At 72.2% G+C, this 23,975-nt stretch carries 19 protein-coding genes; 17 read left to right on the forward strand and 2 right to left on the reverse strand.

The features are described 5' to 3' along the window. The first annotated feature begins 3 nt into the window (after positions 1 to 3). The 7 genes from ABZ342_RS20735 (at position 4) to ABZ342_RS20765 (ending at position 10,095) form a co-directional block, all read left to right on the forward strand. A complete protein-coding gene (locus ABZ342_RS20735) occupies positions 4 to 4,329 on the forward strand; it encodes a beta-ketoacyl synthase N-terminal-like domain-containing protein (protein ID WP_360475279.1) in 4,326 nt (1,441 codons plus the stop codon). After that, a complete protein-coding gene (locus tag ABZ342_RS20740; RefSeq protein ID WP_360475282.1) occupies positions 4,326 to 4,631 on the forward strand; it encodes a phosphopantetheine-binding protein in 306 nt (101 codons plus the stop codon). The genes ABZ342_RS20735 and ABZ342_RS20740 overlap by 4 nt, the downstream gene beginning before the upstream one ends. After that, a complete protein-coding gene (locus tag ABZ342_RS20745) occupies positions 4,628 to 5,434 on the forward strand; it encodes an alpha/beta hydrolase (protein ID WP_360475285.1) in 807 nt (268 codons plus the stop codon). Before ABZ342_RS20740 ends, ABZ342_RS20745 begins: the two co-directional genes overlap by 4 nt. Then, positions 5,434 to 6,603 carry a glycosyltransferase gene (locus ABZ342_RS20750; protein WP_360475288.1) on the forward strand — a complete coding sequence of 390 codons (1,170 nt, stop codon included), beginning with the start codon at positions 5,434 to 5,436 and terminating at the stop codon, positions 6,601 to 6,603. Before ABZ342_RS20745 ends, ABZ342_RS20750 begins: the two co-directional genes overlap by 1 nt. A 45-nt stretch (positions 6,604 to 6,648) precedes the next feature. Further along, entirely contained in the window at positions 6,649 to 7,098 is a 450-nt protein-coding gene (locus tag ABZ342_RS20755) for a GNAT family N-acetyltransferase (RefSeq protein ID WP_360475291.1), read from the forward strand. 38 nt (positions 7,099 to 7,136) lie between these two features. Continuing rightward, on the forward strand, positions 7,137 to 7,973 hold the full coding sequence (locus ABZ342_RS20760) for an SDR family oxidoreductase (protein ID WP_360475294.1): 837 nt from the start codon (positions 7,137 to 7,139) through the stop codon (positions 7,971 to 7,973). A gap of 82 nt (positions 7,974 to 8,055) precedes the next feature. Next, on the forward strand, positions 8,056 to 10,095 hold the full coding sequence (locus ABZ342_RS20765; RefSeq protein WP_360475297.1) for an MDR family MFS transporter: 2,040 nt from the start codon (positions 8,056 to 8,058) through the stop codon (positions 10,093 to 10,095). Positions 10,096 to 10,103: 8 nt separating this feature from the next. Here ABZ342_RS20765 and ABZ342_RS20770 read toward each other — a convergent pair whose 3' ends face one another. After that, the gene (locus tag ABZ342_RS20770) at positions 10,104 to 10,940 is read right to left on the reverse strand and encodes a PHP domain-containing protein (protein WP_360475300.1); all 837 of its coding nucleotides are present in this window, start codon (positions 10,938 to 10,940) and stop codon (positions 10,104 to 10,106) included. Positions 10,941 to 10,981: 41 nt separating this feature from the next. Between ABZ342_RS20770 and ligD the strand changes: the two genes are divergently transcribed. Together ligD and ABZ342_RS20780 are read left to right on the forward strand one after the other, a co-directional pair. Next, entirely contained in the window at positions 10,982 to 11,932 is a 951-nt protein-coding gene (gene ligD / locus ABZ342_RS20775; RefSeq protein WP_360475303.1) for a non-homologous end-joining DNA ligase, read from the forward strand. 34 nt (positions 11,933 to 11,966) lie between these two features. Then, positions 11,967 to 12,386 (forward strand): methylmalonyl-CoA mutase, encoded by a 420-nt coding sequence (locus ABZ342_RS20780; protein WP_360475306.1) that lies wholly within the window; start codon positions 11,967 to 11,969, stop codon positions 12,384 to 12,386. On the opposite strand, the gene ABZ342_RS20785 is transcribed toward ABZ342_RS20780, so the two are convergent. Continuing rightward, on the reverse strand, positions 12,317 to 13,513 hold the full coding sequence (locus ABZ342_RS20785; protein WP_360475309.1) for a thiolase family protein: 1,197 nt from the start codon (positions 13,511 to 13,513) through the stop codon (positions 12,317 to 12,319). The two genes, ABZ342_RS20780 and ABZ342_RS20785, sit on opposite strands and share 70 nt — an antisense overlap. A gap of 131 nt (positions 13,514 to 13,644) precedes the next feature. On the opposite strand from ABZ342_RS20785, the gene ABZ342_RS20790 reads away from it, so the two are divergent. The 8 genes from ABZ342_RS20790 (at position 13,645) to ABZ342_RS20825 (ending at position 23,938) form a co-directional block, all read left to right on the forward strand. Then, positions 13,645 to 14,082 (forward strand): helix-turn-helix domain-containing protein, encoded by a 438-nt coding sequence (locus tag ABZ342_RS20790; RefSeq protein ID WP_155543948.1) that lies wholly within the window; start codon positions 13,645 to 13,647, stop codon positions 14,080 to 14,082. A 299-nt stretch (positions 14,083 to 14,381) separates the two neighbouring features. Next, positions 14,382 to 17,972, forward strand: a complete 3,591-nt coding sequence (locus ABZ342_RS20795; RefSeq protein WP_360475313.1) for a discoidin domain-containing protein — start codon at positions 14,382 to 14,384, stop codon at positions 17,970 to 17,972. 57 nt (positions 17,973 to 18,029) lie between these two features. Continuing rightward, positions 18,030 to 18,815, forward strand: coding sequence for an NAD(P)H-binding protein (locus ABZ342_RS20800; protein ID WP_360475316.1), 786 nt, complete (start codon positions 18,030 to 18,032; stop codon positions 18,813 to 18,815). A gap of 112 nt (positions 18,816 to 18,927) precedes the next feature. Next, positions 18,928 to 21,228: a glycoside hydrolase N-terminal domain-containing protein gene (locus tag ABZ342_RS20805; RefSeq protein ID WP_360475319.1), complete on the forward strand. Its 2,301-nt coding sequence runs from the start codon at positions 18,928 to 18,930 to the stop codon at positions 21,226 to 21,228. A gap of 60 nt (positions 21,229 to 21,288) precedes the next feature. Next, a complete protein-coding gene (locus ABZ342_RS20810) occupies positions 21,289 to 21,657 on the forward strand; it encodes a DoxX family protein (protein ID WP_360475322.1) in 369 nt (122 codons plus the stop codon). Positions 21,658 to 21,771: 114 nt separating this feature from the next. Next, complete coding sequence (locus ABZ342_RS20815; protein ID WP_360475325.1) at positions 21,772 to 22,623, forward strand: LysR substrate-binding domain-containing protein; 852 nt, start codon at positions 21,772 to 21,774, stop codon at positions 22,621 to 22,623. Between the two features lie 20 nt (positions 22,624 to 22,643). After that, complete coding sequence (locus ABZ342_RS20820) at positions 22,644 to 23,306, forward strand: HAD family hydrolase (RefSeq protein WP_360475328.1); 663 nt, start codon at positions 22,644 to 22,646, stop codon at positions 23,304 to 23,306. After that, a complete protein-coding gene (locus tag ABZ342_RS20825; RefSeq protein WP_360475331.1) occupies positions 23,306 to 23,938 on the forward strand; it encodes a GntR family transcriptional regulator in 633 nt (210 codons plus the stop codon). Before ABZ342_RS20820 ends, ABZ342_RS20825 begins: the two co-directional genes overlap by 1 nt. Positions 23,939 to 23,975 lie beyond the last annotated feature (37 nt).

The raw sequence follows: 23,975 nt of genomic DNA on the forward strand, positions 1-23,975 counted from the left end.
AGCATGCGCGTGGCGATCGTCGGGATGTCGGTGCTGCTGCCCGGGGCCCCGGACCTCGCGGCGTACTGGCGCAACCTCGCGGGCGGCGTCGACGCGATCACCGAGGTGCCGCCGGAGAAGTGGGACAGCCTGCACTACGCGCCGGACGAGCGGCGGGCCGACCGCGTCTACTGCCGGCGCGGCGGGTTCGTCGACGAACTGGCCGAAGTGGACGTCACCGGGTTCGGGATCATGCCGAACTCCGTGCCCGCCACCGAACCCGACCAGCTGATCGCGCTGCGGGTCGCGGCGCAGGCCGTCGCGGACGCCGGCGGCCCGGAGCGGCTGCCCGCGGATCGGGCCAAGGTGGGGGTCGTCCTCGGGCGCGGCGGTTACCTGACGCCCGGGCTGGTGCGGCTCGACCAGCGCGTCCGCACCGCGAGCCAGCTCGTCCGCACCCTCGGGGAATTGCTGCCGGACCTCGACGAGGACCGCCTCGACGCCGTCCGGCAGGCCTTCACCGACCAGCTCGGCCCGGAAGCGCCGGAGTCCGCGATCGGGCTCGTGCCCAACCTGGCCGCGTCGAGGCTCGCCAACCGGCTCGACCTGCGCGGCCCGGCGTACACCGTGGACGCCGCCTGCGCGTCCTCGCTGATCGCCGTCGACCACGCCGTGCGCGAACTGGCCACCGGCCGCTGCGACGTCGTGCTCGCCGGCGGAGTCCACCACTGCCACGACATCACGTTCTGGAGCGTGTTCACCCAGCTCGGCGCCCTGTCGCCGTCCGAGCGCATCCGGCCGTTCCACCGCGACGCCGACGGCGTGCTGATCGGCGAGGGCACCGGCGTCGTCGTCCTGAAGCGCCTGGCCGACGCCGAACGCGACGGTGACCGCGTCTACGCCGTGATCACCGGCACCGGCGTCGCCTCCGACGGGCGCACGGCGAGCCTGGCCAGCCCGGACTCCGGCGGCCAGGTCCGCGCGGTGCGCCAGGCGTGGGCGGCCGCGGGCCTGGACCCGGCGGCCCCGGATTCGATCGGGCTCCTGGAAGCGCACGGCACCGCGACCCCGGCCGGCGACACGGCCGAACTCGAGACCCTGGCCGAGGTGTTCGGCAGCGCGGGCGCGGCGGTGCTCGGCTCGGTCAAGTCGATGATCGGGCACACGATGCCCGCCGCCGGGATCGCCGGGCTGGTCAAGGCGGCGCTGGCCGTGCACCACGGCGTCCTGCTGCCCACCCTGCACTGCGACGATCCGCACCCGATGCTCGAGAAGACCCGGTTCTCCACTGTGGACACCGCCCGGCCGTGGGACGCCGACGTGCGCCGGGCCGGCGTCAACGCGTTCGGGTTCGGCGGGATCAACGCCCACGTCGTGCTGGAGCAAGCCCCGGGGCGCCCGGTGTCCGCGGTGGTCGTCCGGGAGCCGGAGCGGGTGCTGCGGCTGGCCGCCCGGAGCATCGACGAGCTGCGCGAGCGGCTCGACCGGCCCGGATCGCCGGCCACCGGCGAGGGCCCGGTCCGGCTCGGCATCGTCGACCCGACGGAGAAGCGGCTGGCCCTGGCCCGCAAGGCGATGGCCCGCGGCAAGCCGTGGCGCGGCCGCAACGACGTCTGGTTCGCCGACCGCCCGCTGCTCGGGCCCGGCGGTGGCAAGCTGGCGTTCCTGTTCCCCGGCCTGGAATCGGAGCTGGCGCTCAACTGCGGCGACGTCGCCCGCCACTTCGGGCTGCCGTGGGACCACGACGACGTCGCGGTCGGCGACGTCGGCCGCCAGGGCACCGCGGTGTTCGAACTGGGCCGCCTGCTGAACTCCGCGCTCGGCCGGCTGGGCGTCACCCCGGACGCCGTCGCCGGCCACAGCCTGGGGGAGTGGACGGCGATGGCCGTCGCCGGCGTGCACGCCGAAGCGGAGGTCGACGCGTTCCTCGCCGGGTTCGACCCGGACGCGCTCGTCGTCCCCGGCCTCGCGTTCGCCGCGATCGGCGCGCCCGCGCCCCGGGTGGCCGAGGAACTGGCCGGACGCACCGACGTCGTGCTCTCCCACGACAACTCGCCGAACCAGGCGATGGTCTGCGGCCCGGCGGCCGCGGTCGACGTCCTCGTCACGCGCTTTCGCGACGCCGGAATCGTCGCGCAGGTGCTGCCGTTCCGGTCCGGCTTCCACACGCCGATGCTGCGGCCCTACCTGGGCCCGATCCGCGAGGCGGCCGCCGGGTTCACCCTGCATCCGCCGCGGCTGCCGATCTGGTCGGCGACCACGGTGTCCGAATACCCGGCCGCCGAGGCGGACGTCCGCGAGCTGTTCGTGCGGCACCTGCTGGAACCCGTCCGGTTCCGGCCGCTCGTACGCGCGATGCACGCGGCGGGCTTCCGGGCCTTCGTGCAGGTCGGCGCCGGGCAGCTCGGCTCGCTGGTCGGCGACACCCTGCACGGCGAAGACCACCTCGTCGTGGCCGCGCACTCGGCGCACCGGCCCGGGCTCGCGCAGCTGCGCCGCGTCGCGACCGCGTTGTGGGCCGACGGCGCCGACATCGACTTCGCGCGGCTGCCCGGCGACCGCCCGGTACCGCACCGGGCCGTCAAGCTGGATCTCGGCGGGCGCCTGATCTCCCTGGACGACGAGGTCCGCGCGCGGATCGCCCTGCCGGCCACCCGCACGTCCACTGTGGACAGCCTGGCCGGGAAGGGGCCACTCGCCGCGGAGTTCGCCGCGCTGCTGGCCGACACGGCCGATCTCGCGTCCACGCTCCTCACCGGCCGCCCCGATGCGCCACGTTCGCGAGAAAGTGCCGACCCAGGACGGAGCTTTCCCGTGAAAGCTCCGCCACCGGTCGAGCTGGACACGACGCTGACCGTGTCCGTCGAGGCGATGCCGTACCTGCTCGACCACTGCTTCTTCAAGCAGCCGCCGCAGGCCGAGCCGGGTGACCGCTGGCCGGTGGTGCCGGCGACCACGGTGATCGACCACCTGATGGGCTTCGCCGAGCAGGCCGCGCCCGGTCGCCGCGCGGTCGCCGTGCACGACGTCCGGTTGACCCAGTGGATCACGGCGGTGCCGGCCGTGACCGTCGGCGTGCGGGTCCGGCCGCAGGGTCCCGACCGCGTGCTGGCCGCCCTCGACGGCTACTCCCAGGCCACCGTCGAACTCGCCCCGGCCTACCCGGCCGACGCACCCGCGCCGTGGCGCTTCCCCGCGTCGGCCGAGCAGGTGCCGGAAACCACGGCGGCGCAGCTGTACGACGAACGCTGGATGTTCCACGGCCCGCGCTTCCAGGGCGTCACCGAGCTGACCGCGGTCGGCGAGCGGCACGTCCGGGCCGTGCTGACGACGCCGGCCGCGCCCGGCGCCCTGCTCGACAACGTCGGCCAGGTGCTCGGCTACTGGATCATGTCCCGGCTGACCGAGCGCACCACCGTCTTCCCGGTCGGCATGCGTGAGATCCGCTTCCACGGCCCGCACCCGGCGCCCGGCGAGCGCCTGGAGTGCCTGGTCAGGATCACCGCGCTGAGCGGCGAGTTCCTCGACGCCGACATGCAGCTCGTCCACGACGGGCAGGTCTGGGCCGAGTTCACCGGCTGGCGCGACCGCCGCTTCGACAGCACCCCGCACATCCGCCAGGCCGACCGCACGCCCGAGCGTTCGACGCTGTCGGTCGAGCAGCCGGGCGGCTGGGCGCTGGTCCACGAGCAGTGGCCGGACCTGGCGACCCGCGAGCTGATCATGCGCAACTACCTCGCGGGCGCCGAACGCGACGCCTACGACCAGCGGCCGCCGCGGGGCCGGCGTCAGTGGCTGCTCGGCCGGATCGCGGCCAAGGACGCCGTCCGCCAGTTCCTCTGGGCCGGCGGCGAGCCCGAGATGTTCCCGGCCGAGCTGCGCATCGGCAACGACGACGCCGGCCGTCCACACGCGACCGGCGCCTACGGCCGTGAGCTGCCGCCGTTGACGGTTTCCCTGGCCCACCGGGGCGAAGTCGGCGTGGCGATCGCCCGGCACGGCCGGTGCGGCATCGACGTCGAAGAGGTCGCGCCGCGGACGGAGTCCACTGTGGACGCCGCGCTGGGTGCGGGTGAGCAGGCCCTGTTCGCCGGCCTTCCCGGCGATCCGGAGCGCTGGTTCGCCCGGTTCTGGACCGCCAAGGAAGCCGTGGCGAAGCTGCTCGGCACCGGCCTGCGCGGCGAGCCCCGGGACTTCGAAGTCATCGCGGCGGCGCCGGACGCGCTCACCGTCCGCGCGGCCGGGGCCGACCACGCCGTGCGCTGCACCGACGTCGACAGCCCGCCCGGCGCACCGCCGCGCCACTACGTCGTCGCCTGGACCGAAGAGACGAAGGAGACCGGGGAATGAGCATCGAGACCACGGCCACGGACGAGGTGTCCGTGTTGGCTCAGCTCAGCGAGATGCTGCAGGAGCTGCTCGAAGAGTACGGCTTGGACGACGCCGAGATCACCATGGACACCACGTTCCACGACGATCTCGAGCTGGAGAGCGTCGACCTGGTGGCGCTGTCCGGGCAGCTGCGCGAGCACTACGGCGAGCGCGTCAACTTCGCGACGTTCATCGCCGAGCGCGACCTGGAGGAGATCATCGCGCTGACCGTCGGCGAGCTCGTCCGCTACATCGTCGCTTCCCTGCGGGCGACGGCGTGAGCCGGATCCGCGCCGGCGAACTGGACGTGCACGTCCAGCGGCTCACCCCGGAGGTCCCGCTCGACGGGGACGCGCCGCTCGTCGTGTGCGTGCACGGGCTGCTCACCGACAGCCTGGCCAGCTACTACTTCACGCTCGGCCCGGCGTTCGCCGAACGCGGCCTCGACGTGCTGATGTACGACCTGCGCGGGCACGGCCGCACGACGCGCCCGGCGTCGGGTTACCACCTGGAGGAGTTCGTCGGCGACCTCGTCGCGCTCCTCGACGCGACCGGTGTCACGCGGCCGGTGCACGTGGTCGGCAACTCGTTCGGCGCGTCGGTGGCCTTGGGGCTGGCCGCCGCCCGGCCGGACCGGGTCGCCAGCGTCGTCGTGATCGAAGGCGAACCGCCGACCGACGAGTGGACCGGGCACATGGCCGACGGGCTCGCCGACGCGAAGACCCGCCTGGCCATCGACGAGGTGATCGGCTGGATCGCCGACAACCACGGCGCGCACACCGCGCGGTTGTCCAAGGCGGCCAACAAGATCCTCCAGACCACCACGATCGCCGAGGACATCCCGCGCAGCGCGACGATCGCCGCCGACCTCTCGGCCGTGCGCTGCCCGGTGTTCGCGATCTTCGGCGGCGACTCGGGCCTCGCCGCCCAGGTGCCGCACTTCGAGACGCACCTGGACCGCTGCCGCTGCGTCGTGCTGCCCGACCAGGGTCACTCGGTGCTGGTCGAGCGGACCGCGGAGACGATCGACCTGATCTTCGACTGGGTCCGCGACGTTTCGCGCGTCCCGGCGCGGGTGCGGTAGTGGCCCGGTTCCTGTTCGTCGTCCCGCCGCTGGTCGGGCACGTCAACCCGGCCGCCGGCGTGGCGGCCGAGCTTGCCGCGCGCGGGCACGAGGTCGCCTGGGCCGGGCACGAGGAGCTGCTGTGGCAGCTGGCCGGTCCGGCCGCGCTGGTCTTCTCCTGCGGCCTGCCGGCCGGCGCCCCCGCGCGCCCGGCCGGGCTGAAGGGACCGGCCGCGCTGCGGTTCCTCTGGGAGGACTTCCTCGTCCCGCTGGCCGACGCGATGGCCCCCGGCGTCGCCGCCGCGATCGACGCGTTCGCGCCGCACGTCGTGGTCGCCGACCAGCAGGCCTTGGCCGGCGGACTGCTCGCCGAGGCACGTGGCCTGCCGTGGGTGACTTCGGCGACGACGTCCGCCGAGCTGATCGACCCCCTTTCCGGCATGCCGAAGGTCGCCGAGTGGGTCGCCTCGCTCGTCGGCGACCTGCGGGCGCGGATCGCCGAAGGCCGCGGTTCGGCGGACCCGCGGTTCTCCCCGCACGGCGTGCTGGCGTTCACGACCCGCGAACTGCTGGGCGCGGCCGCGCTTCCGCCGAAGGTGCGGCTCGTCGGGCCGTCGCTGGGATCGCGTCCGTCCACAACGGACTTCCCGTGGGAGTGGCTCGACCCGCTCCGGCCGACGGTGCTCGTGTCCTTGGGCACGGCGAACACCGAAGCGGGGGCGAGCTTCCTCGCGACCGCGGCGGAGGCGTTCGCCGGGATGGAGGCGCGGGCGATCGTCGTCGACCCCGGCGAGGTGCTGGGACCGGTGCCGCCCAACGTCCTGGTGCGCCCGCAGGTCCCGCAGCTGCCCCTGCTGCCGCGGGTGGACGCCGTGCTCTGCCACGCGGGGCACAACACCGTGTGCGAAGCGCTGTGGCACGGTGTCCCGCTGGTGGTGGCCCCGATCCGCGACGACCAGCCGATCGTGGCGGCCCAGGTGGTGGCCGCCGGCGCGGGCATCCGGCTGCGGTTCGGCCGCTCCGGCGCGGACCGCATCGCGGCGGCCGTCGAGGAGGTGCTGGCCGAGCCGTCGTACCGGCGGGCGGCGGAAACCGTGGCGTCGTCGTTCCACGCGGCGGGCGGAAGCGCCGCCGCGGCCGGCCATTTGGAACAGCTCGCCTTGGAAAGCCTGGCCCATTTGAAGCCCTGAAAGTCGTGATTTACTTCGATTAATCACGCCGTTACGGTCGAAGACATGACTGTTTCCGTCTGCGTTCCCGAAGATGTCCCCGAACTCGTCAAGTCGGCCGGTGGGCTGTTCTCCGAAGACGCCGGGCGTCACGACCCGCGCATGGACCTCGGCTGGCCGGACCGTGAGGGCGCCGCCTACTACGCGGAGCTGGTCGACGATCCGGACTGCCTGTGCCTGCTGGCCGGCGGTGGGCACTTGATCGGCAGGATGCGGCCCCCCATCGACCTGCGGCCCGGCGCGGTGACCGCGGTGCTGGAGAGCATGCGGGTCGGCCCGGCGCACCGCCGGAGCGGGGTCGGCGCGGAGCTGGTCGCCGCGTTCTTCGACTGGGCCCGGGAAAAGGGCGCCAACGAAATCACCGTCACCGCCTACGCGGCCAATGAGGGCGCGCTGGCGTTCTACCGCGCGCAGGGGTTCCGGCCGTTCGAAGTGCGGCTGGCCCGCGAGGCCTGAGTGTGCGGTCCGGACCATTCCGGGGTCACACTGGGGGCATGGGAATCCTGGACGGCCGGGCCGTCGTGATCACCGGCGCCGGACGCGGGCTGGGGCGGGCCTTCGCGCGGCACGCGGCGGGCAGCGGTGCCGCGGTCGTCGTCAACGACGTCGACGCGGAACCGGCGCGCGAGACCGTCGCCGCCATCGAAGCGGACGGCGGCACGGCCGTCGTGAGCGTCGGCTCGGTGGCCGACGCGGAGTACGCCCGTGAGCTGATCACGCTGTGCCGCAACCGGTTCGGCCGGCTCGACGGCCTCGTGAACAACGCCGCGGTCGGCTACCACGCGCGGCCGTGGGAGGACGGCGACGCCGGGCGCACCCGGGCCCTGGTCGAGACCAACGTGCTCGGCCCGCTCCACTGCGGCACCGCGGCCGCGGAAGTGATGGTTGCCCAGGGCAACGGTGTCATCGTCAACGTGACCTCCGGGTCCATGATCGGGCAGCGCGGTGCCGCCGCCTACTCGGCGTCGAAGGGCGCGGTGGCGTCGATGACGTACTCGTGGGCGGCCGACCTGGCCTCCCGCGGCGTGCGCGTCAACGCCGTCAGCCCGATCGCCTGGACCCGGCTGATGGCCGCGGACCCGAACGGAAACCCCGACGCGTACCCGCCGGAGCGGGTGGCGCCGCTCGTGACGTACCTGCTCAGCGACCTCTCGGCCGGCGTCACCGGGCAGGTGCTGCGGCTGGCGGACGGGCACCTGCACGCCGTCCGCCAGCCCGCGATCATCCGGCCGGTGCTGCACCGGGAGGTCTGGACCCCCGAGGAGATCGCCGCGGCGGTCGACGGCGAGCTCGTCCTCGAGTCGCCACCGCGGGACCGCTGGGCCCTCTGAGCGTCCCGGACCACCGGAACGGGTGGCTATCCACAGTGGACGGCGCGCACTAGCCTCGGAGGCCAAGCGAGGAGGGCGCGAGATGACGGCCACCGCGGAGATCGCCCACGAGCCGGGGCCCGCGCCACTGAGCAAGGCGCGGGTCAATGCGGTGTTCGGCGCGGTGCTGCTCGGGATGCTGCTGGCCGCGCTGGACCAGACCATCGTCGGCACCGCGCTGCCCACCATCGTCGGGGACCTCGGCGGCGCCGGGCACCTGTCCTGGGTGGTCACGTCCTACCTGCTGGCCGAGACGATCATGACCGTCGTCGTCGGCAAGCTCGGCGACCTGTTCGGCCGCAAGCTGATGTTCCAGCTGTCGGTGATCGTGTTCGGCATCGGCTCGTTCTGCGCCGGCTTCGCCGACAGCATGGTCTGGCTGATCGTCTGGCGCGCGGTGCAGGGCCTGGGCGGCGGCGGGCTGATGGTCACCTCGACCGCGCTCATCGCCGACGTCGTCCCGCTGCGCGAGCGCGGCAAGTACCAGGGCGTCCTCGGCTCGGTGTTCGGCGTGGTGACCGTGGCCGGCCCGATGCTCGGCGGCTTCTTCGTCGACCACCTGTCGTGGCGCTGGGCGTTCTACGTGAACATCCCGCTGGTCGTCGTGGTGCTGATCGTCGCGTCTTCGGCGATGCCGAACGCCCGCGCGGCGATCAAGCCGGTGATCGACTACGCCGGGATCCTGCTCATCGGCCTTGCCGCGACGGGCCTGACGCTCGTCACGAGCTGGGGTGGCACGCAGTACGCGTGGGGCTCGCCCACGATCGTCGGGATGGCGATCGGCTCGGTGGTGCTGCTCGCGGGGTTCGTCTTCGTGGAGCTGCGGGCCAAGGAACCGATGCTGCCGATGCGGTTGTTCCGGAACCCGGTGTTCACGGTCGGCGGGATCATGAGCTTCGTCGTCGGGTTCGCGATGCTGGGCGCGTTGTCGTACCTGCCCACGTACATGCAGTACGTGCAGGGCACGTCGGCGACGTCGTCCGGGGTGCGGCTGCTGCCGATGGTCCTGGCGCTGCTCGTCGCGTCGATCGCCGCGGGCAACGCGGTGAGCAGGACCGGGGGCTACAAGATCTTCCCGCTGGTCGGCGCCGCGGGCATGACGATCGGGCTCTACCTGCTGTCGAGACTGGACTCCGACACCGGATTCTGGGAGGCGTCGGCGTACATGGCGGTGCTCGGTCTCGGGATCGGGCTCGGCATGCAGGTGCTGACCATCGCCGTGCAGAACACCGTGGACTACGCCGACCTCGGCGTCGCCACGTCGGGTGTGACTTTCCTGCGGTCGATCGGCAGCTCGTTCGGCGCGGCGATCTTCGGGACGGTGTACGCCAACCAGCTGACGCCGAACCTCGCGGCGGCGGTCGCCGCGCACCCGCTGCCGCCCGGGGTCGACCCGCGGGCGATCCAGGTGCCCACCGCCCTGCACGCGCTGCCGGACCCGGTGTCGGCGCCGGTGATCCAGGCGTACAGCGATTCCCTGCACGTGGTGTTCCTCGCCGCGGCGCCGGTCGGGCTGGTCGCGTTCGTCCTGGCGTTCTTCCTGAAGGAGGTCCCGCTTCGCGATACGGCGCGGGCGGCGGCCCCGGACCTCGGCGACGGCTTCGCGATGCCGGAGGCCCGTACGGACGACCGCGAGCTGGAACGCGCCGTCGCGACGCTGTTCTTCCGCGAGCGCCGCAAGGTGGCCCCGGCGATCGTCTCCCGGGCCGGGTCGGACCTCGACGAGGGCGGCATCTGGTGCCTGCTGCAGGTCCACCTGCGCGAACGCCGCGGCGAGCCGGCGACGCTCCGGGCGATCGGCGAGTACTTCGGGGTGCCGGCGTCGGTGCTGGAACCGGCGTTCAACCGGCTGGAGCTGACCGGTCACCTGCGTTATGTCCGTGACCGCTGGGAGCTGACCGACGCGGGCCGTGCCGAGTTCGGCAAGGTGGTCAGCGCGTGGCACGACTGGCTCGCGGACCGGCTCGGCGACTGGGGCACGGGCAACCGGGCCGAACTGGACGCGGCGATCGGCCGGGTCGCCGCGAGGCTGCTGGACCAGAGCGCGGAAGTCCGGACCCACGGGCGGCACGCCCTGGCCTGACCCGCGGGTCAGCGGCACCAGAAGTCGTGAGGTGTGCGGCCCGGCCGGAAGCCGCAGCTCTCGACCATGGCCGCCGCCTCCGCGAACCCGTGGCCGACCAGGCCGGGCTCGTGGGCGTCGCTGCCGAACGCGACCGCTTCGCCGCCCGCCTCGAACCACCAGCGCACCACCTCGCCCGGCAGCGGCACCTTCGTGTTGACCTCCAGCGCCCGGCCGCTCGCCTTCAGCGCGCGCAGCACCGTGCGGAACTCCTCTTCGAAGTCCGCCGCGACGAACGGCGGTCCTTCACCCGGCCACGACCTCAGCGCGTAGTCGATGTGGGCGAGCACGGCGAAGCCGGCCGTCGACTCGACCAGCCCGAGCACCTCTCCGAGGTAGGCCCGCAGGATTTCGCCGGGCGGCCGTCCCGAAACCAAGGTCAGCTCGTGGTGGTGCCCGCCTTCCGGCAGCGAGTGCACCGAGCCGAGCACGCGGTCGAAGTCGTGGGCGGCGAGCAGCGCGTCGGCTCGCGGGCGGTGCCAGTGCGGCTCGCTCAGCTCCACGCCCGAAAGGATCCGCAGCGAAGGGAACCGCGACCGGCACTCCTCGACGCACGCCAGGTACCCCGCGACGTCGAGGTCCGGCGGCTCGAGGACACCGTCCGGACGCAGCCGCACCCGGAAGTGGTCCGGCAGCAGCGGCCGGACCGGCTCCGGGATCAGCCACGGCGTCAGGTCCGCGTGCTCGGTGAACGCCACCGACGGCAATCCCAGCTCCAGCGCCCGTTCGCACGAGCCGATCATCGACCCGGTGACCGTGTCCCACGACCATTCGGTGTGGACGTGACCGTCCGGCGGCAGGCTCATGATCCCCACGGTAGCCCGGGTTTTGGACTACGGTCGGGGCCATGGCGCAGAAGTCGGCGGCGGTCGAGCTGGAGGTCGGGCCGCACACCGTGCGGATCTCGAACCCGGACCGGGTGTACTTCCCGGCCCGTGGCGAGACGAAGCTCGACCTGGTCAACTACTACCTTTCGGTGGGCGACGGCATCGTCAACGCGCTGCGCGAGCGGCCGTGCATGCTGCACCGCTTCCCGTCCGGGGTGGCGGGGGAGAAGGTCCACCAGAAGCGCGTCCCGAACGGGGCGCCGCCGTGGCTGGAGACCGTCCGGGTGACCTTCCCGCGGTACAACCGGCACGCCGACGAGCTGTGCGTGACCGAGCTGGCCCACGTCGCCTGGGCGGTGCAGATGTCCACAGTGGAGTTCCACCCCTGGAACTCGCGCCGCGCCGACACCGAGAAGCCGGACGAGTGGCGCATCGACCTCGACCCGATGCCCGACTGCGGCTACGACCGCGTCCGCCGCGTCGCGCACGTCGCGCACGAGGTCCTCGACGAGCTGGGTGCGGTCGGCTGGCCCAAGACGTCCGGTGGTCGCGGCCTGCACATCTACGTCCGGATCAAGCCGGAGTGGGGTTTCCGGGAGGTCCGCCGCGCGGCTTTGGCCTTCGCGCACGAAGTCGAACGCCGCGCCCCGGACGACGTCACGACGACCTGGTGGCGCAAGGACCGCGACCCGCGGCTGCTGTTCGTCGACTACAACCAGAACGCCCGCGACCACACCATCGCCAGCGCCTACTCGGTCCGCGGCAACCCCGAAGGCACGGTGTCGACGCCGATCCGCTGGGACGAGATCGACGACGCCGAGCCCGGCGACTTCACCATCGCCACCGTCCCGGCCCGCTTCGCCGAGCTGGGCGACCTCCACGCGGACATCGACCAGGCCGTGTTCTCCCTGGAGCCGCTGCTGGAGTGGGCCGACCGCGACGGCGTCGAGGAACCACCCGAACCCGACTGACGTATTTCCGGGCGGGTTCGCGGATCTGCCCGGTGTGAAGATCGTGCTGTCCGGATTGGACGCGGCCGCGTGGAGCCTGGTCGCGTTGCAGGTGGTCCTGCGACGCGAGGGGCACACCGTGCGCGTGGCGGCCGACGTGCTCGGGGCGTGCCGTCGCGAGCGGCCGGACTGCGTGGTGCTGTCCACCACGCACGGCGCCTCGGGCGTGGACGTGCTCCGCGACGTGCGTGCCGATCCCGACTTGGCCGGGGTGCCCGTGGTGCTCGGCGGCCGGATCGGGGGCACCCGCGCGGAACTGCTGGCCCTCGGCTACGACGAGGTCTTCCCGGTCGCCGCCACGGATCCCGGGGGAGCCGTGGCGGCGCTGCGGGAGTACCTCAGGCGTCAGTCCAGGCGTTCGACGATGGTCGCGTTGGCGAGGCCGCCCGCCTCGCACATCGTCTGCAGGCCGTAGCGGCCGCCGGTCTGCTCCAGCACCGAGAGCAACGTCGTCGCCAGGCGGGCGCCGCTGCCGCCGAGCGGGTGCCCGAGCGCGATCGCGCCGCCGTTGACGTTGACCTTCGCCAGGTCGGCGCCGATCTCGGCCTGCCAGGCGAGCACGACGCTCGCGAACGCCTCGTTGACCTCGAAGGCGTCGATGTCGCCCACCGAAAGCCCGGCCCGGGCGAGGACCTTGCGGGTCGCCGGGATGACGCCGGTCAGCATGTACAGCGGGTCGTCGCCGACGACGGCGAAGCTGTGGATCCGGGCCCGCGGCCGCAGTCCGAGCGCCTTGGCCGTCTCGGAGCTGGTGATCATCAGCGCGGCGGCGCCGTCGTTGATCGGCGAGGAGTTGCCCGCGGTCACGTGCCAGCCGAGGTCCGGGAACCGCTGCTCCCAGACGTCGGCGCGGAAGGCGGGCTTCAGCCCGGCGAGGATCTCCGGCGTCGTGCCCGGCCGGACCGTCTCGTCGGTCGTGACGTCGGCGAGCACGCCGTCCGGACCGGGCGCCTTGAGCGGCGCGACCTCGCCGGCGAACTTCCCGTCCGCCCACGCCTTCGCGGCCCGCTGGTGGCTTTCCGCGGAGAACTCGTCGAGCTGAGCCCGGCTGAAGCCCCACTTCGCGGCGATCAGCTCCGCGCTGATGCCCTGCGGGACGAGGCCGTCCGGGTAGCGCGCGGCGACCTGCGTCCCGAACGGGTCGCGCCCGGCCACCTGGCTGCCCATCGGCACCCGGCTCATCGACTCGACGCCGGAGGCGATCACCAGGTCGTACGCGCCGGCGATGACGCCCTGCGCGGCGAAGTGGACGGCCTGCTGGCTGCTGCCGCACTGCCGGTCCACGGTCACCGCCGGCACCGACTCCGGCAGGCCCGCGGCCAGCGCGGCCCAGCGGGCGGTGTTCATGCTCTGCTCGCCGATCTGGCCGACGGCGCCGCTGATCACGTCGTCGATCCGGGCCGGGTCGACGCCGGTGCGCTCGACGAGCGAGCGGAGCGCGTGGGCGTGCAGGTCGACCGGGTGCACCCCGGCCAGTGTGCCGTTCGGCTTGCCCTTGCCGATCGGGGTCCGTACCGCGTCGACGATCACCGCGTCCGTCATGGCGTCTGCCTCCTCGCAGATCGGGGATACGTTCGGTATACGCCGGGTGAGTTGGATACCACAACTGACCTGTTCGGCACGTCACAGGAGGTTGACGTGCTAGGTTGGATTTTCAACCCCATGGAGGTGGCATGGTCCGGCGTGGTCGCGAATGCTCGGTCGCCGAGGCGCTCGAGGTCGTCGGCGAGCGCTGGAGCCTGCTCGCGCTGCGGGAGATCATGCTGGGGGAGCGGCGCTTCAACCAGATCGCCGAGAACACCGGCGCGAGCCGCGACATCCTGGCCGCGCGGCTGCGCAAGCTCGTCGACGCGGGCGTGCTCGAGAAAGTCCAGTACGAGGCCCACCCGCCGCGTCACGAGTACTACCCGACCGAAGCGGGCCGCGCGCTGCAGCCGCTCCTGCTCGGCCTGATGGCCTGGGGCGACAAGTACGTCCACCAGGGCGAACCGCCCACGCTGTGGCGCCACGCCTGCGGCGAGGTGCTGGAGCCGGCCACCGTGTGCGCCCACTGCGGCGAGCCGGTCAACGCTCCCGGCACCCACGCGATCCGGTTGGGCGCCGTGCGCTGACCCTCGTTCCGCCCAGGCCTCCTCGCATCCCCCGCGAGGAGGCCTTTTTGGCGTTCGGGCGTTGACTTGAGACCCCCGTCACGGTAACTCTTGAACGAATCAGTGCAAGAACCTGACAACAGCGCGAGAAATCGCGGCAGACGTCAGGAAGATTCCGCCCCGCCCCTCGACGAAGAGGTGCCCATGACGGCTGTCCCGTGCTGCCCGCGTGCGCCCCCGGACCGGGTCCCGCGCCCGTCCCGTTCCCCGGTTGTGCCGTCCCGACGCGTCTCCCCTCCTCCCCGGATCCGAGGAAACCCATGAGTACGAAGCGACTTCTGTCGCGCGCGGCGACCTACGCCGCCCTGTCCCTCCTCCTGGCCACCCCCGCCGTCGCCGCGAGCGCCGCCCCGGCCGGCACCTCCGCGCAGGTGGTTCAAGCCGCCGCCCAAGCCGCCGCCGCGACCTACACCGCCAGCAGCCAGCTCGCCGGCTACCCCGTGTCGAACGTCGGCGACGGCAACCAGGCCACCTACTGGGAGAGCGCGAACAACCAGTTCCCGCAGTGGGTCCAGGCCGACCTCGGCGCGGCCACGAACGTCGCCCAGCTGGTGCTCAAGCTGCCCTCGAACTGGGAGGCCCGCACCGAGACCTTCAGCGTTCAAGGCAGCACGAACGGCACGAGCTTCAGCGACCTCAAGGCCTCGGCCGGCTACCGGTTCGACCCGGCGACCGGGAACACCGTCACCGTGGACGTCACCGGCAGCACCCGTTATGTCCGGGTGAACGTCACGGGCAACACCGGCTGGCCCGCCGCGCAGCTGTCGGAGTTCGAGGTGCACGGCCCGGCCGGCGGTGACACGCAGCCGCCGTCCGCGCCCGGCAACCTCGCCTACACCCAGCCCGCGAGCGGCCAGATCCGGCTCACCTGGGCGGCCTCGACCGACAACACCGGGGTCGCGGGCTACGACGTCTACGCCAACGGCCAGCTCCGCGGCAGCGTCGCCGGAACCGTCCTCACCTACACCGACAACCAGCCCGACAGCGCGACCGTCGCCTACTACGTCCGTGCGAAGGATGCGGCGGGCAACCAGTCCGCGAACAGCGCCACCGTGACGCGCAACGGCACCCAAGCCGGGACGAACCTCGCGGTGGGCAAGCCGATCACGGCGTCCTCGACGGAGTTCACGTTCGTCGCGGCCAACGCCAACGACAACTCGACCAGCACGTACTGGGAGGGCGGCGGCGGGACCTACCCGAACCTCCTGACCGTCGCCTTGGGCTCCAACGCCGACCTGAACCAGGTCGTCGTGAAGCTCAACCCCGACGCGTCGTGGGGTCCGCGGACCCAGACGATCGCCGTCGAGGGCCGTGAGCAGAGCGGGACCGCGTTCACCACGCTGTCCGCCGCGCAGACCTACAGCTTCAGCCCGTCCACCGGCAACACCGTGACGATCCCGCTGAGCGGCCGCGCCGCCGACGTCCGCCTGCGCGTCACCGCCAACTCCGGCGCCGGCGGCGGGCAGGCCGCGGAGTTCCAGGTCTTCGGCGTCCCCGCGCCGAACCCGGACCTGACGATCTCGGGGGTGTCCTGGTCACCGCAGAACCCCGTCGAGACCGACGCGATCACGGCGTCGGCGACCGTCCGCAACGCCGGGACGGCCGCTTCGGGCGCGACGAACGTGAACCTCTACCTGGGCACGACCAAGGTCGGCACCGCGGACGTCGGCGCGCTCGCCGCCGGCGCGTCGGCGACGGTGTCCGCGAACATCGGCACCCGGGACGCGGGCAGCTACCAGCTGACCGCGAAGGTCGACGAGGCCAACGCCGTCATCGAACAGAACGAGGCCAACAACTCCTACACCGGCTCGACGGCGCTGGTCGTCAGCCCGGTGCAGAGCTCCGACCTCGTCGCGGCCACGGCGTGGTCGCCAACCAACCCGTCCGCGGGCAACACCGTCACGTTCACCACCACCCTGCGCAACCAGGGCACGGTGGCTTCGGCGGGCGGCGCCCACGGCGTCACGGTGACGATCGCCGACCAGAACGGCACCGTCGTCAAGACGCTGACCGGTAGCTACACCGGGGCCATCGCCGCCGGAGCCACCGCTTCGCCGGTGACCGTCGGCACCTGGACCGCCGCCAACGGCCGGTACAGCGTCAAGACGGTCGTCGCGAATGACGCCAACGAGCTGCCGGTGAAGCAGGCCAACAACACCAGCACGCAGGCCCTGTTCGTCGGCCGGGGCGCGAACATGCCCTACGACATGTACGAGGCCGAGGACGGCGTCGTCGCAGGCGGCGCGTCCGTCGTCGGCCCGAACCGCACGATCGGCGACCTCGCGGGCGAGGCGTCGGGTCGCAAGGCCGTGACGCTGAACTCGACCGGCTCGTCGGTGGAGTTCACGACCCGCGCGTCGACCAACACCCTCGTCACCCGGTTCTCCATCCCGGACTCCGCGGGCGGCGGCGGGCAGAACTCGACGCTGAACGTCTACGTCGACGGCACGTTCCTCAAGGCCATCGACCTGACCTCGCACTACGCGTGGCTCTACGGCGCCGAAACCGGTCCGGGCAACTCGCCGGGCGCCGGGCCGCGCCACATCTACGACGAGGCCAGCGCGATGCTTGGCACGACCGTGCCCGCCGGGCACAAGATCAAGCTGCAGAAGGACGCGGCCAACAGCACGAACTACGCGATCGACTTCGTGAACTTCGAGCAGGCCACCGCGACCGCCAACCCGGACCCGGCGCACTTCGCCGTGCCCGCCGGCTTCACGCAGCAGGACGTGCAGAGCGCCCTCGACAAGGTCCGCCAGGACACGACGCTCACCGGCGTCTACCTGCCGGCCGGGAACTACGCCCTGTCGAGCAAGCTCAACGTCTACGGCAAGGCCGTCACGGTCACCGGCGCCGGGCCGTGGTTCACGAAGTTCTCCGCGCCGTCGGGTCAGGAGAACACCGACATCGGCATCGACGTGCAGGCGAGCGCGAACGGGTCGACGTTCAGCGGGTTCGCGGTGTTCGGGAACTACACCTCGCGCATCGACGGCCCCGGCAAGGTGTTCAACCTGACCAACGTCGCCAACCTGACGATCGACAACATCTGGGTCGAGCACCAGGTGGTGATGGTCTGGGGCACGAACGTGGACAACACCACGATCAAGAACTCCCGGATCCGCGACACCTTCGCCGACGGCGTCAACCTCACGAACGGGAGCACCGGCAACCACGTCACCAACATCGAGGCCCGATCCACCGGCGACGACAGTTTCGCGCTGTTCGCCGCCACGGACATCAACCAGGGCAACCAGTACGACAACGTGTTCGAGAACCTGACTTCGCTCACCCCGTGGCGCGCGGCCGGGCTGGCGGTGTACGGCGGGTACAACAACACCTTCCGGAACCTCTACATCGCGGACACGCTGACGTACTCGGCGATCACGATCAGCTCGCTCGACTTCGGCTACCCGTTCCTCGGGTTCGGGCCGCAGCCGACGACGGTCCAGAACGCCTCGCTCGTCCGGGACGGCGGCCACTTCTGGGGCCAGCAGACGTTCCCGGCGATCTGGTTGTTCTCCGCGTCCAAGGAGTTCCGCGGCATCCGGGTGTCCGATGTGGACATCCAGAGCCCGACCTACAGCGGCATCATGTTCCAGACCAAGTACGACGGCACCACGCCGGAGAACCCGGTCCAGGACACGGTGCTGACGAACGTGTCGATCACCGGTGCACACCGCAGCGGTGACCAGTTCGACGCCAAGTCGGGGATCGGGATCTGGGCCAACGAGCTGCCGGAACCGGGTCAGGGCCCGGCCGTCGGCTCGGCGACGTTCACCGGGCTGACGCTGAGCGACAACGACCAGGACATCCGCAACACGACCAGCACGTTCACCATCATCCGCAACTAGACAGGCACACGGGTGCCCGCCGGGAAACCGTTTCCCGGCGGGCGCCGCCGTGCCAGGATGACGCCGGAGGTGGTCGACGTGCGGATCCTGGTCACCGGCGGTACCGGACAGCTCGGCAGGCCGGTCGTCGAACGGCTGCGCGCGGCGGGGGAGGAGGTCCGCGTGCTGAGCCGGCGGCCCGCGCCCGGCGTCGTCCCCGGCGACCTGCGGACCGGGCGCGGCATCGACAGCGCGCTGGCCGGCGTCGACGTGGTCGTCCACTGCGCCACCGACTTCTTCGGCCGCGAGACGGACTTCGCGCGCACGCTCGCCGAGGCGGCGCGCTGGGCCGGGGGTCCGCACCTGGTCTACGTCTCGATCGTCGGCGTCGACCGCGTCCCGCTCGGCTACTACCGCAGCAAGCTCGAGACCGAGGAGTTCATCGCGGCCTCCGGGCTGCCGCACACGATCCAGCGGGCGACGCAGTTCCACGCGCTCGTCCGCACGCTGTTCGCCGGCGCGTCCCGGCTGCCGGTGCTGCCCGTGCCGCGGCTGTCGTTCCAGCCGGTGGACGTCCGGGACGTCGCGGAGCGGCTCGCGGACCTCGCCCTGGGCGACCCGGCCGGGCGGGCCCCGGACTTCGGCGGACCGGAGATCCTCGCCGCGGCCGAGCTGGCGCAGGCGGTCGCGGAGGCGAGCGGACGGCGACGGCGGATCGTGCCGGTGAGCGTGCCGGGCGAGACGTTTCGCGCCTACGCCGGCGGCGGTCACCTCGCGCCGGAGCACCTCGACGGCACGATCACCTTCCGGCAGTACCTGGCGGAGCAGGCGGACGCGGGTGTGCTGCGCTACCGGGCGCGCTGACGGGTCGTATGTTTTCGGATTAATTACGAAGAATCTTGACCCCGGATCCGGATAGGTCATATGTTTGGCGGGCTGCACGCCGGTCCCCGCCTCAACGCCGAACGGATCCGACATGTCGAACCCTCCCTCTCGCCGCACCTTCCTCAAGCTCGGTGGCGCGGTCGGTGCCGGAGCCGCCCTGAGTGGCATCCCTCCTTTCACGGCAAACGCCGACGTCACGCGCCCGACGGGCGTCGACCTCGTGCCCGACGGTCAGGCGACGACCCTCTGGTACCCGGCGCCCGCGGTCGAGGACAAGATCATCGAGCAGGGCCTGCCGATCGGAAATGGTCGGATCGGTGCGCTCGTCGGCGGTGATCCGGCCGCCGACTTCCTCTACCTCGCCGACGCGTCACTGTGGACCGGTGGCGCCAACGACGTCCTCGAAGACGACGGCCAGTTCCCCTACGAGCGCGAGAAGTTCGGCACGCTCGGGTTGCTGGCCAAGGTGCGGATCTCCGTGCCGGCGCACACCGGCGTGACCGGCTACCGCCGCACGCTCGACCTGAGCAACGGCGTCGTCGTGATCACCTACCGGCACGAGGGCGTGCGGTACCGCCGCGAGTACTTCGTGAGCCACCCCGACGACGTCGTGGTGGTCCGGCTCAGCGGCGGGCCCGTGACCGGGTCGGTCTCGCTGGAGCCGACCCGCGGCGAGCCGATGTCGGGTCCGGCGGCGTTCACCGGCACCTTCGCCAACGGCCTGAAGTACGCGTGCACCGCGGCCGGTGGGGTGACCTTCACCGGGAGCCGCGAGGTCGTCATCGTGCTCAGCGGGGGCACGAACTACGTGCCCGACGCGGCCCGGAAGTTCCTCGATGCGTCGCTCGACCCCCTGGCGCTGGCGAAGGAGAAGGCGTCGAAGGCTTTGCGCGCCGGGAGAGGGGCGCTGCTGGGTACGCACGTCGCGGACTACCGGCGGCTCTACGACCGGATGACCGTCGACCTGGGCCAGTCGCCGCCGGCGAAGCGGGCGCTGGACACGTGGTCGCGGTTGCTGGCCCGCCACGACGACGCGGCCAAGCCCGACCCGGAGCTGGAGGCGAGCTACCTGCAGTTCGGCCGGTACCTGACGATCACCGGCTCGCGCGACGGGCTGCCGATGGGCCTGCAAGGGCTGTGGCAGAACACCAACACACCGGACTGGATGAGCGACTACCACACCGACATCAACGTCCAGATGAACTACTGGCTGGCCGACCGCGCGGCGCTGCCCGGGAGCTTCACTGCACTGGCCGACTACTGCCTCGCGCAGCTTCCCGTGTGGACGGACAGCACGAAACGCCTGTTCAACGACCCTCGCAACAGGTTCCGGAACACCAGCGGCAAGATCGGCGGCTGGGCGATCGCGTTCTCGACCAACATCTACGGCGGCTCCGGCTGGTGGTGGCACCCCGCCGGCAACGCGTGGCTGTGCAACTCGCTGTGGGACCACTACGCGTTCACCCAGGACAAGGCGTACCTCGCGCGGATCTACCCGCTGCTCAAGGGGGCGGCCGAGTTCTGGGAGTCGCGGCTGGTCACCATGACCGTCGACGGCCGCGAGGTGCTCGTCGACGATCACGACTGGTCGCCCGAGCACGGCCCGCAGGACACCCTCGGCAACACCTACTCGCAGGAGATCGTCTGGGACCTGTTCGAGCACTACCGCGAAGCCGTCGCGGTCCTGGGGCGCGACCGCGCGTACGGCGACCGGATCGCCGGGCTGCAGCGGAAGCTCTACCTGCCGAGGGTGAGCCCCACGACCGGCTGGCTCGAGGAGTGGATGTCGCCGGACAACCTCGGCGAGACGACGCACCGGCACCTGTCCCCGCTGATCGGCTTCTTCCCGGGCGACCGGATCGCCGCCGACACCGCGTCGCCGGAGCTGCTCGACGGCGTGCGCGCGCTGCTGGTCGCGCGCGGGATGGACAGCTACGGCTGGGCGTGCGCGTGGCGCTCGGCGTGCTGGGCGCGGCTCAAGGACGCCGAGAAGGCGTACCAGCTGCTGCTCACGGTGCTGCGGCCGTCGGTCGCCAACGGCAACGGGACCGCGCCGAACTTCTTCGACATGTACAGCCAGGGCAGCTACACGATCTTCCAGATCGACGCGAACCTCGGCGCGCCGGCGGCGATGGCGGAGATGCTCGTGTACTCGCGGCCCGGCGTGCTGGAGCTGCTGCCGGCGCTGCCCTCGGCGTGGGCCCGGTCGGGCCGGGTGACCGGGATCGGCGCCCGCGGTGGGTTCGAGGTCGACCTGTCCTGGCGCGACGGGAAGGTGACGCGGGCGGTGGTCCGGAGCGTCGGCGGGACCCGGACGGAGGTGCGCGCGGGCGGGTGGCGCCGCGTGCTTTCCCTGCGGCCGGGGCAGTCGGTCACGGTCCAGCCAAGTTGAGGGGTAACCTCCGGAAACTGATGTAGTGTTCAATCACTTTCTTCGGACCGGAGGTCACCCTTGAACGTCGTCCTGTGGGTCGTGGCGGGTCTGCTCGCCGCGCTGTACCTGGCTGCCGGCGGCATGAAGCTCGCGACGCCGCGCGAGAAGCTGCTCGAAAACCCGAACATGGGCTGGACGGCGGACTTCTCCGACGCGGCGGTGAAGGGCATCGGCGCGGTCGAGATCCTCGGCGCGATCGGGCTGATCCTGCCCTGGGCGCTGGACATCGCGCCGGTGCTCACCCCGCTGGCCGCGACCGGGCTGGCGGTGGTCCAGATCGGTGCGATCGTCGTGCACGCGCGGCGCAAGGAAACCAAGGCGCTGCCGATGAACGTCGTGCTGCTGGTGCTGGCGGCGTTCGTGGCGGTGGGCCGGTTCGCCGGCTGAGGTTCTCGCCGCGGACCGATGACGCTTCCCGGTGGCACCGGCACGAGGTGAACCCGGCACCGACCGCGTTCCTCGGCGCGCGCGTAATACCCTGGAGGTCTCAGGGAGGTCGGAGTGGACGTCGATCTGCGCAAGCTGCGGTACTTCGTCGCGGTCGCCGAAGAGCTGCACTTCGGGCGCGCCGCCGCGCGGCTGCACATCGCGCAGCCGGTGCTCTCGCGGCAGATCCGCGCCCTCGAGGGTGAGCTGCGCGCGCAGCTGTTCGTGCGGGACAAGCGGTCCACGTCGCTGACCGAGGCCGGCCGTCAGCTGCTGGAGGACGCGCGTCCGCTGCTGGCCTCGGCGTCGGCGCTGCGTCGGCGGGTCGCCACGGCCGACCGCGGGACGTTCACCGTGGCGTTCATGCCGGGGATCACGGTCACCGACGCGGTCGGCTCGTTCTGTTCGCGCCACCCGGACGTCACGGTCGAGCTGCTCCGCACGACGTGGGCCGACCAGACCGAGGTCCTCCACGACGGCCGCGCCGACGTCAGCGTCGTCCGCCTGCCGGTGGATCGGCGCGGGCTGAGCGTGCGGCCGCTGTTCGGCGAGCCGCGGGTGGCGGTCCTGCGGGCGGACCACCGGCTGGCCGGCAAGGAGTCGGTGCTCGTCGGGGACCTCGCCGACGAGCACCTGCTCAACGACCCCGACGCCGTGCCGGAGTGGCGTGACGTCGCGGTCGAGCTGCGGGACGGGACCGCGTCGCGGTGGCAGGAGTTCCGCAGCGTCGAGGAGAAGCTGGAGCACGTGGCCGCCGGGCGGGGGATCGCGGTGATCCCGCTGTCGACGTCGGCGTACTACACGCGTCCGGACGTCGCCCACGTGCCGGTCGAGGACCTGCCGCCGAACGAGGTGTGCGTCGCGTGGGTCGCGGCCCGGCGGTCGCCGCTCGTCTTCGAGTTCGCGGAACTGTTGCGTTCGGTATAACCGTATATCAGACTGACCGTATGACTCGCTGGGCTACGTTCGACTGTTTCGGCACGCTGGTGGACTGGCGGCACGGCATCGCGACCGGGATCGAGCTGCTGTTCCCCGGCCGGGGCGCGGAGCTGCTGGAGGTCTACAACCGGATCGAACCGCGGGTGCAGGCCGAGCAGCCGGTGCGGCGCTACCGGGAGGTGCTGGCGGAGTCGCTGCGGCGGACCGCGGCCGAAGCGGGCGTCGAGCTGGTGCCCGACGACGCGTCCGTGCTCGGGACCGGGCTGCCGTACTGGCCGGTGTTCCCCGACGTCCGGCCGGCGCTGACGGCGCTGCGCGAAGCCGGCTGGCGGCTCGCGCTGCTGACGAACTGCGACCGCGACCTCATCGGCGAGACCCAGCGTCGGCTCGTCGTGCCGATCGACGCGATCGTGACCGCCGAGGACGTCGGTTCGTACAAGCCCGGGCACGCGCACTTCTCGCGTTTCGCCGCGTCGTTCGAGGCCACGCGGGAGAACTGGGTCCACATCGCCCAGAGCCACTTCCACGACATGGTGCCGGCGCGGGAGCTGGACATCCGCCGGGTCTGGGTCAACCGGCACGCGGAGGCGCACGACCCGTCGATCGCCGACGCCGTGCTGCCCGGACTCGACGACCTGGTCGCGACGGTGGAGCGGGTGCACGCGTCCTGATGGTGCTGCAGACGACGAACACGCGCGACGCCCTGGTGGCGGAGGTGCGCCACCAGATCCTCAGCGGAGTCCTCGCCCCGGGGACGGCGCTGACGGAGCAGGGCCTGGCGACGACGTTCGGCGTGGCTCGGCCGACGGTGCGGTCGGCGTTGCAGGAGCTGGTCGCGCGGCACCTGGTGGAGCGGTCGGAGGGCCGGTCGCTGCGGGTGCCGGTGCTGACATCGTCCGATGTCCGGGACCTGTTCACGGTCCGGCTGCCCCTGGAGCTGACGGCGGTGCGGCTGATCGTCGGGCAGGGGCGTCCGCTGGACGGGGTGTCGACGGCGTTGTCGGCACTGGAGGCGCTGCCGCCGGGGGCGGGCTGGAGTGCGCGGGTGGAGGCGCACACGGCGTTCCACCTGGCGCTGGTGGATGCGGCGGGGAGCGTGCGGCTGAGCCGGATCTACCCGCCGCTGCAGGAGGAGATGCAGCTGTGCCTGGCCCGGCTGCGGGGATCGTACCCGGATCCGGCCGAGCTGGCGGTGGAGCACCGGCGGTTGCTGGAGGCGGTCGCGTCGGGGAACCCGGCGAGTGCGGAAGCGGAGATGCGCGACCACCTGGAGCGGGCGCGCCGGGGGTTGCTGGACCTCTGAGGCCGGGTGGCTTGGCGGGTGGGGCGGGCCGAGCCGG

The sequence above is a fragment of the Amycolatopsis sp. NPDC005961 genome (assembly GCF_040629235.1).
GTDB classification, from domain to species: Bacteria; Actinomycetota; Actinomycetes; order Mycobacteriales; family Pseudonocardiaceae; genus Amycolatopsis; species Amycolatopsis camponoti.

Coding starts and splice junctions, on each gene's coding strand:
- ABZ342_RS20800 (WP_360475316.1), top strand. CDS start 18,030: ATGACGCCGGAGGTGGTCGACGTGCGGATCCTGGTCACCGGCGGTACC.
- ABZ342_RS20825 (WP_360475331.1), top strand. CDS start 23,306: ATGGTGCTGCAGACGACGAACACGCGCGACGCCCTGGTGGCGGAGGTG.
- ABZ342_RS20790 (WP_155543948.1), top strand. CDS start 13,645: ATGGTCCGGCGTGGTCGCGAATGCTCGGTCGCCGAGGCGCTCGAGGTC.
- ABZ342_RS20765 (WP_360475297.1), top strand. CDS start 8,056: ATGACGGCCACCGCGGAGATCGCCCACGAGCCGGGGCCCGCGCCACTG.
- ligD (WP_360475303.1), top strand. CDS start 10,982: ATGGCGCAGAAGTCGGCGGCGGTCGAGCTGGAGGTCGGGCCGCACACC.
- ABZ342_RS20770 (WP_360475300.1), bottom strand. CDS start 10,940: ATGAGCCTGCCGCCGGACGGTCACGTCCACACCGAATGGTCGTGGGAC.
- ABZ342_RS20820 (WP_360475328.1), top strand. CDS start 22,644: ATGACTCGCTGGGCTACGTTCGACTGTTTCGGCACGCTGGTGGACTGG.
- ABZ342_RS20805 (WP_360475319.1), top strand. CDS start 18,928: ATGTCGAACCCTCCCTCTCGCCGCACCTTCCTCAAGCTCGGTGGCGCG.
- ABZ342_RS20735 (WP_360475279.1), top strand. CDS start 4: ATGCGCGTGGCGATCGTCGGGATGTCGGTGCTGCTGCCCGGGGCCCCG.
- ABZ342_RS20795 (WP_360475313.1), top strand. CDS start 14,382: ATGAGTACGAAGCGACTTCTGTCGCGCGCGGCGACCTACGCCGCCCTG.
- ABZ342_RS20785 (WP_360475309.1), bottom strand. CDS start 13,513: ATGACGGACGCGGTGATCGTCGACGCGGTACGGACCCCGATCGGCAAG.
- ABZ342_RS20760 (WP_360475294.1), top strand. CDS start 7,137: ATGGGAATCCTGGACGGCCGGGCCGTCGTGATCACCGGCGCCGGACGC.
- ABZ342_RS20740 (WP_360475282.1), top strand. CDS start 4,326: ATGAGCATCGAGACCACGGCCACGGACGAGGTGTCCGTGTTGGCTCAG.
- ABZ342_RS20755 (WP_360475291.1), top strand. CDS start 6,649: ATGACTGTTTCCGTCTGCGTTCCCGAAGATGTCCCCGAACTCGTCAAG.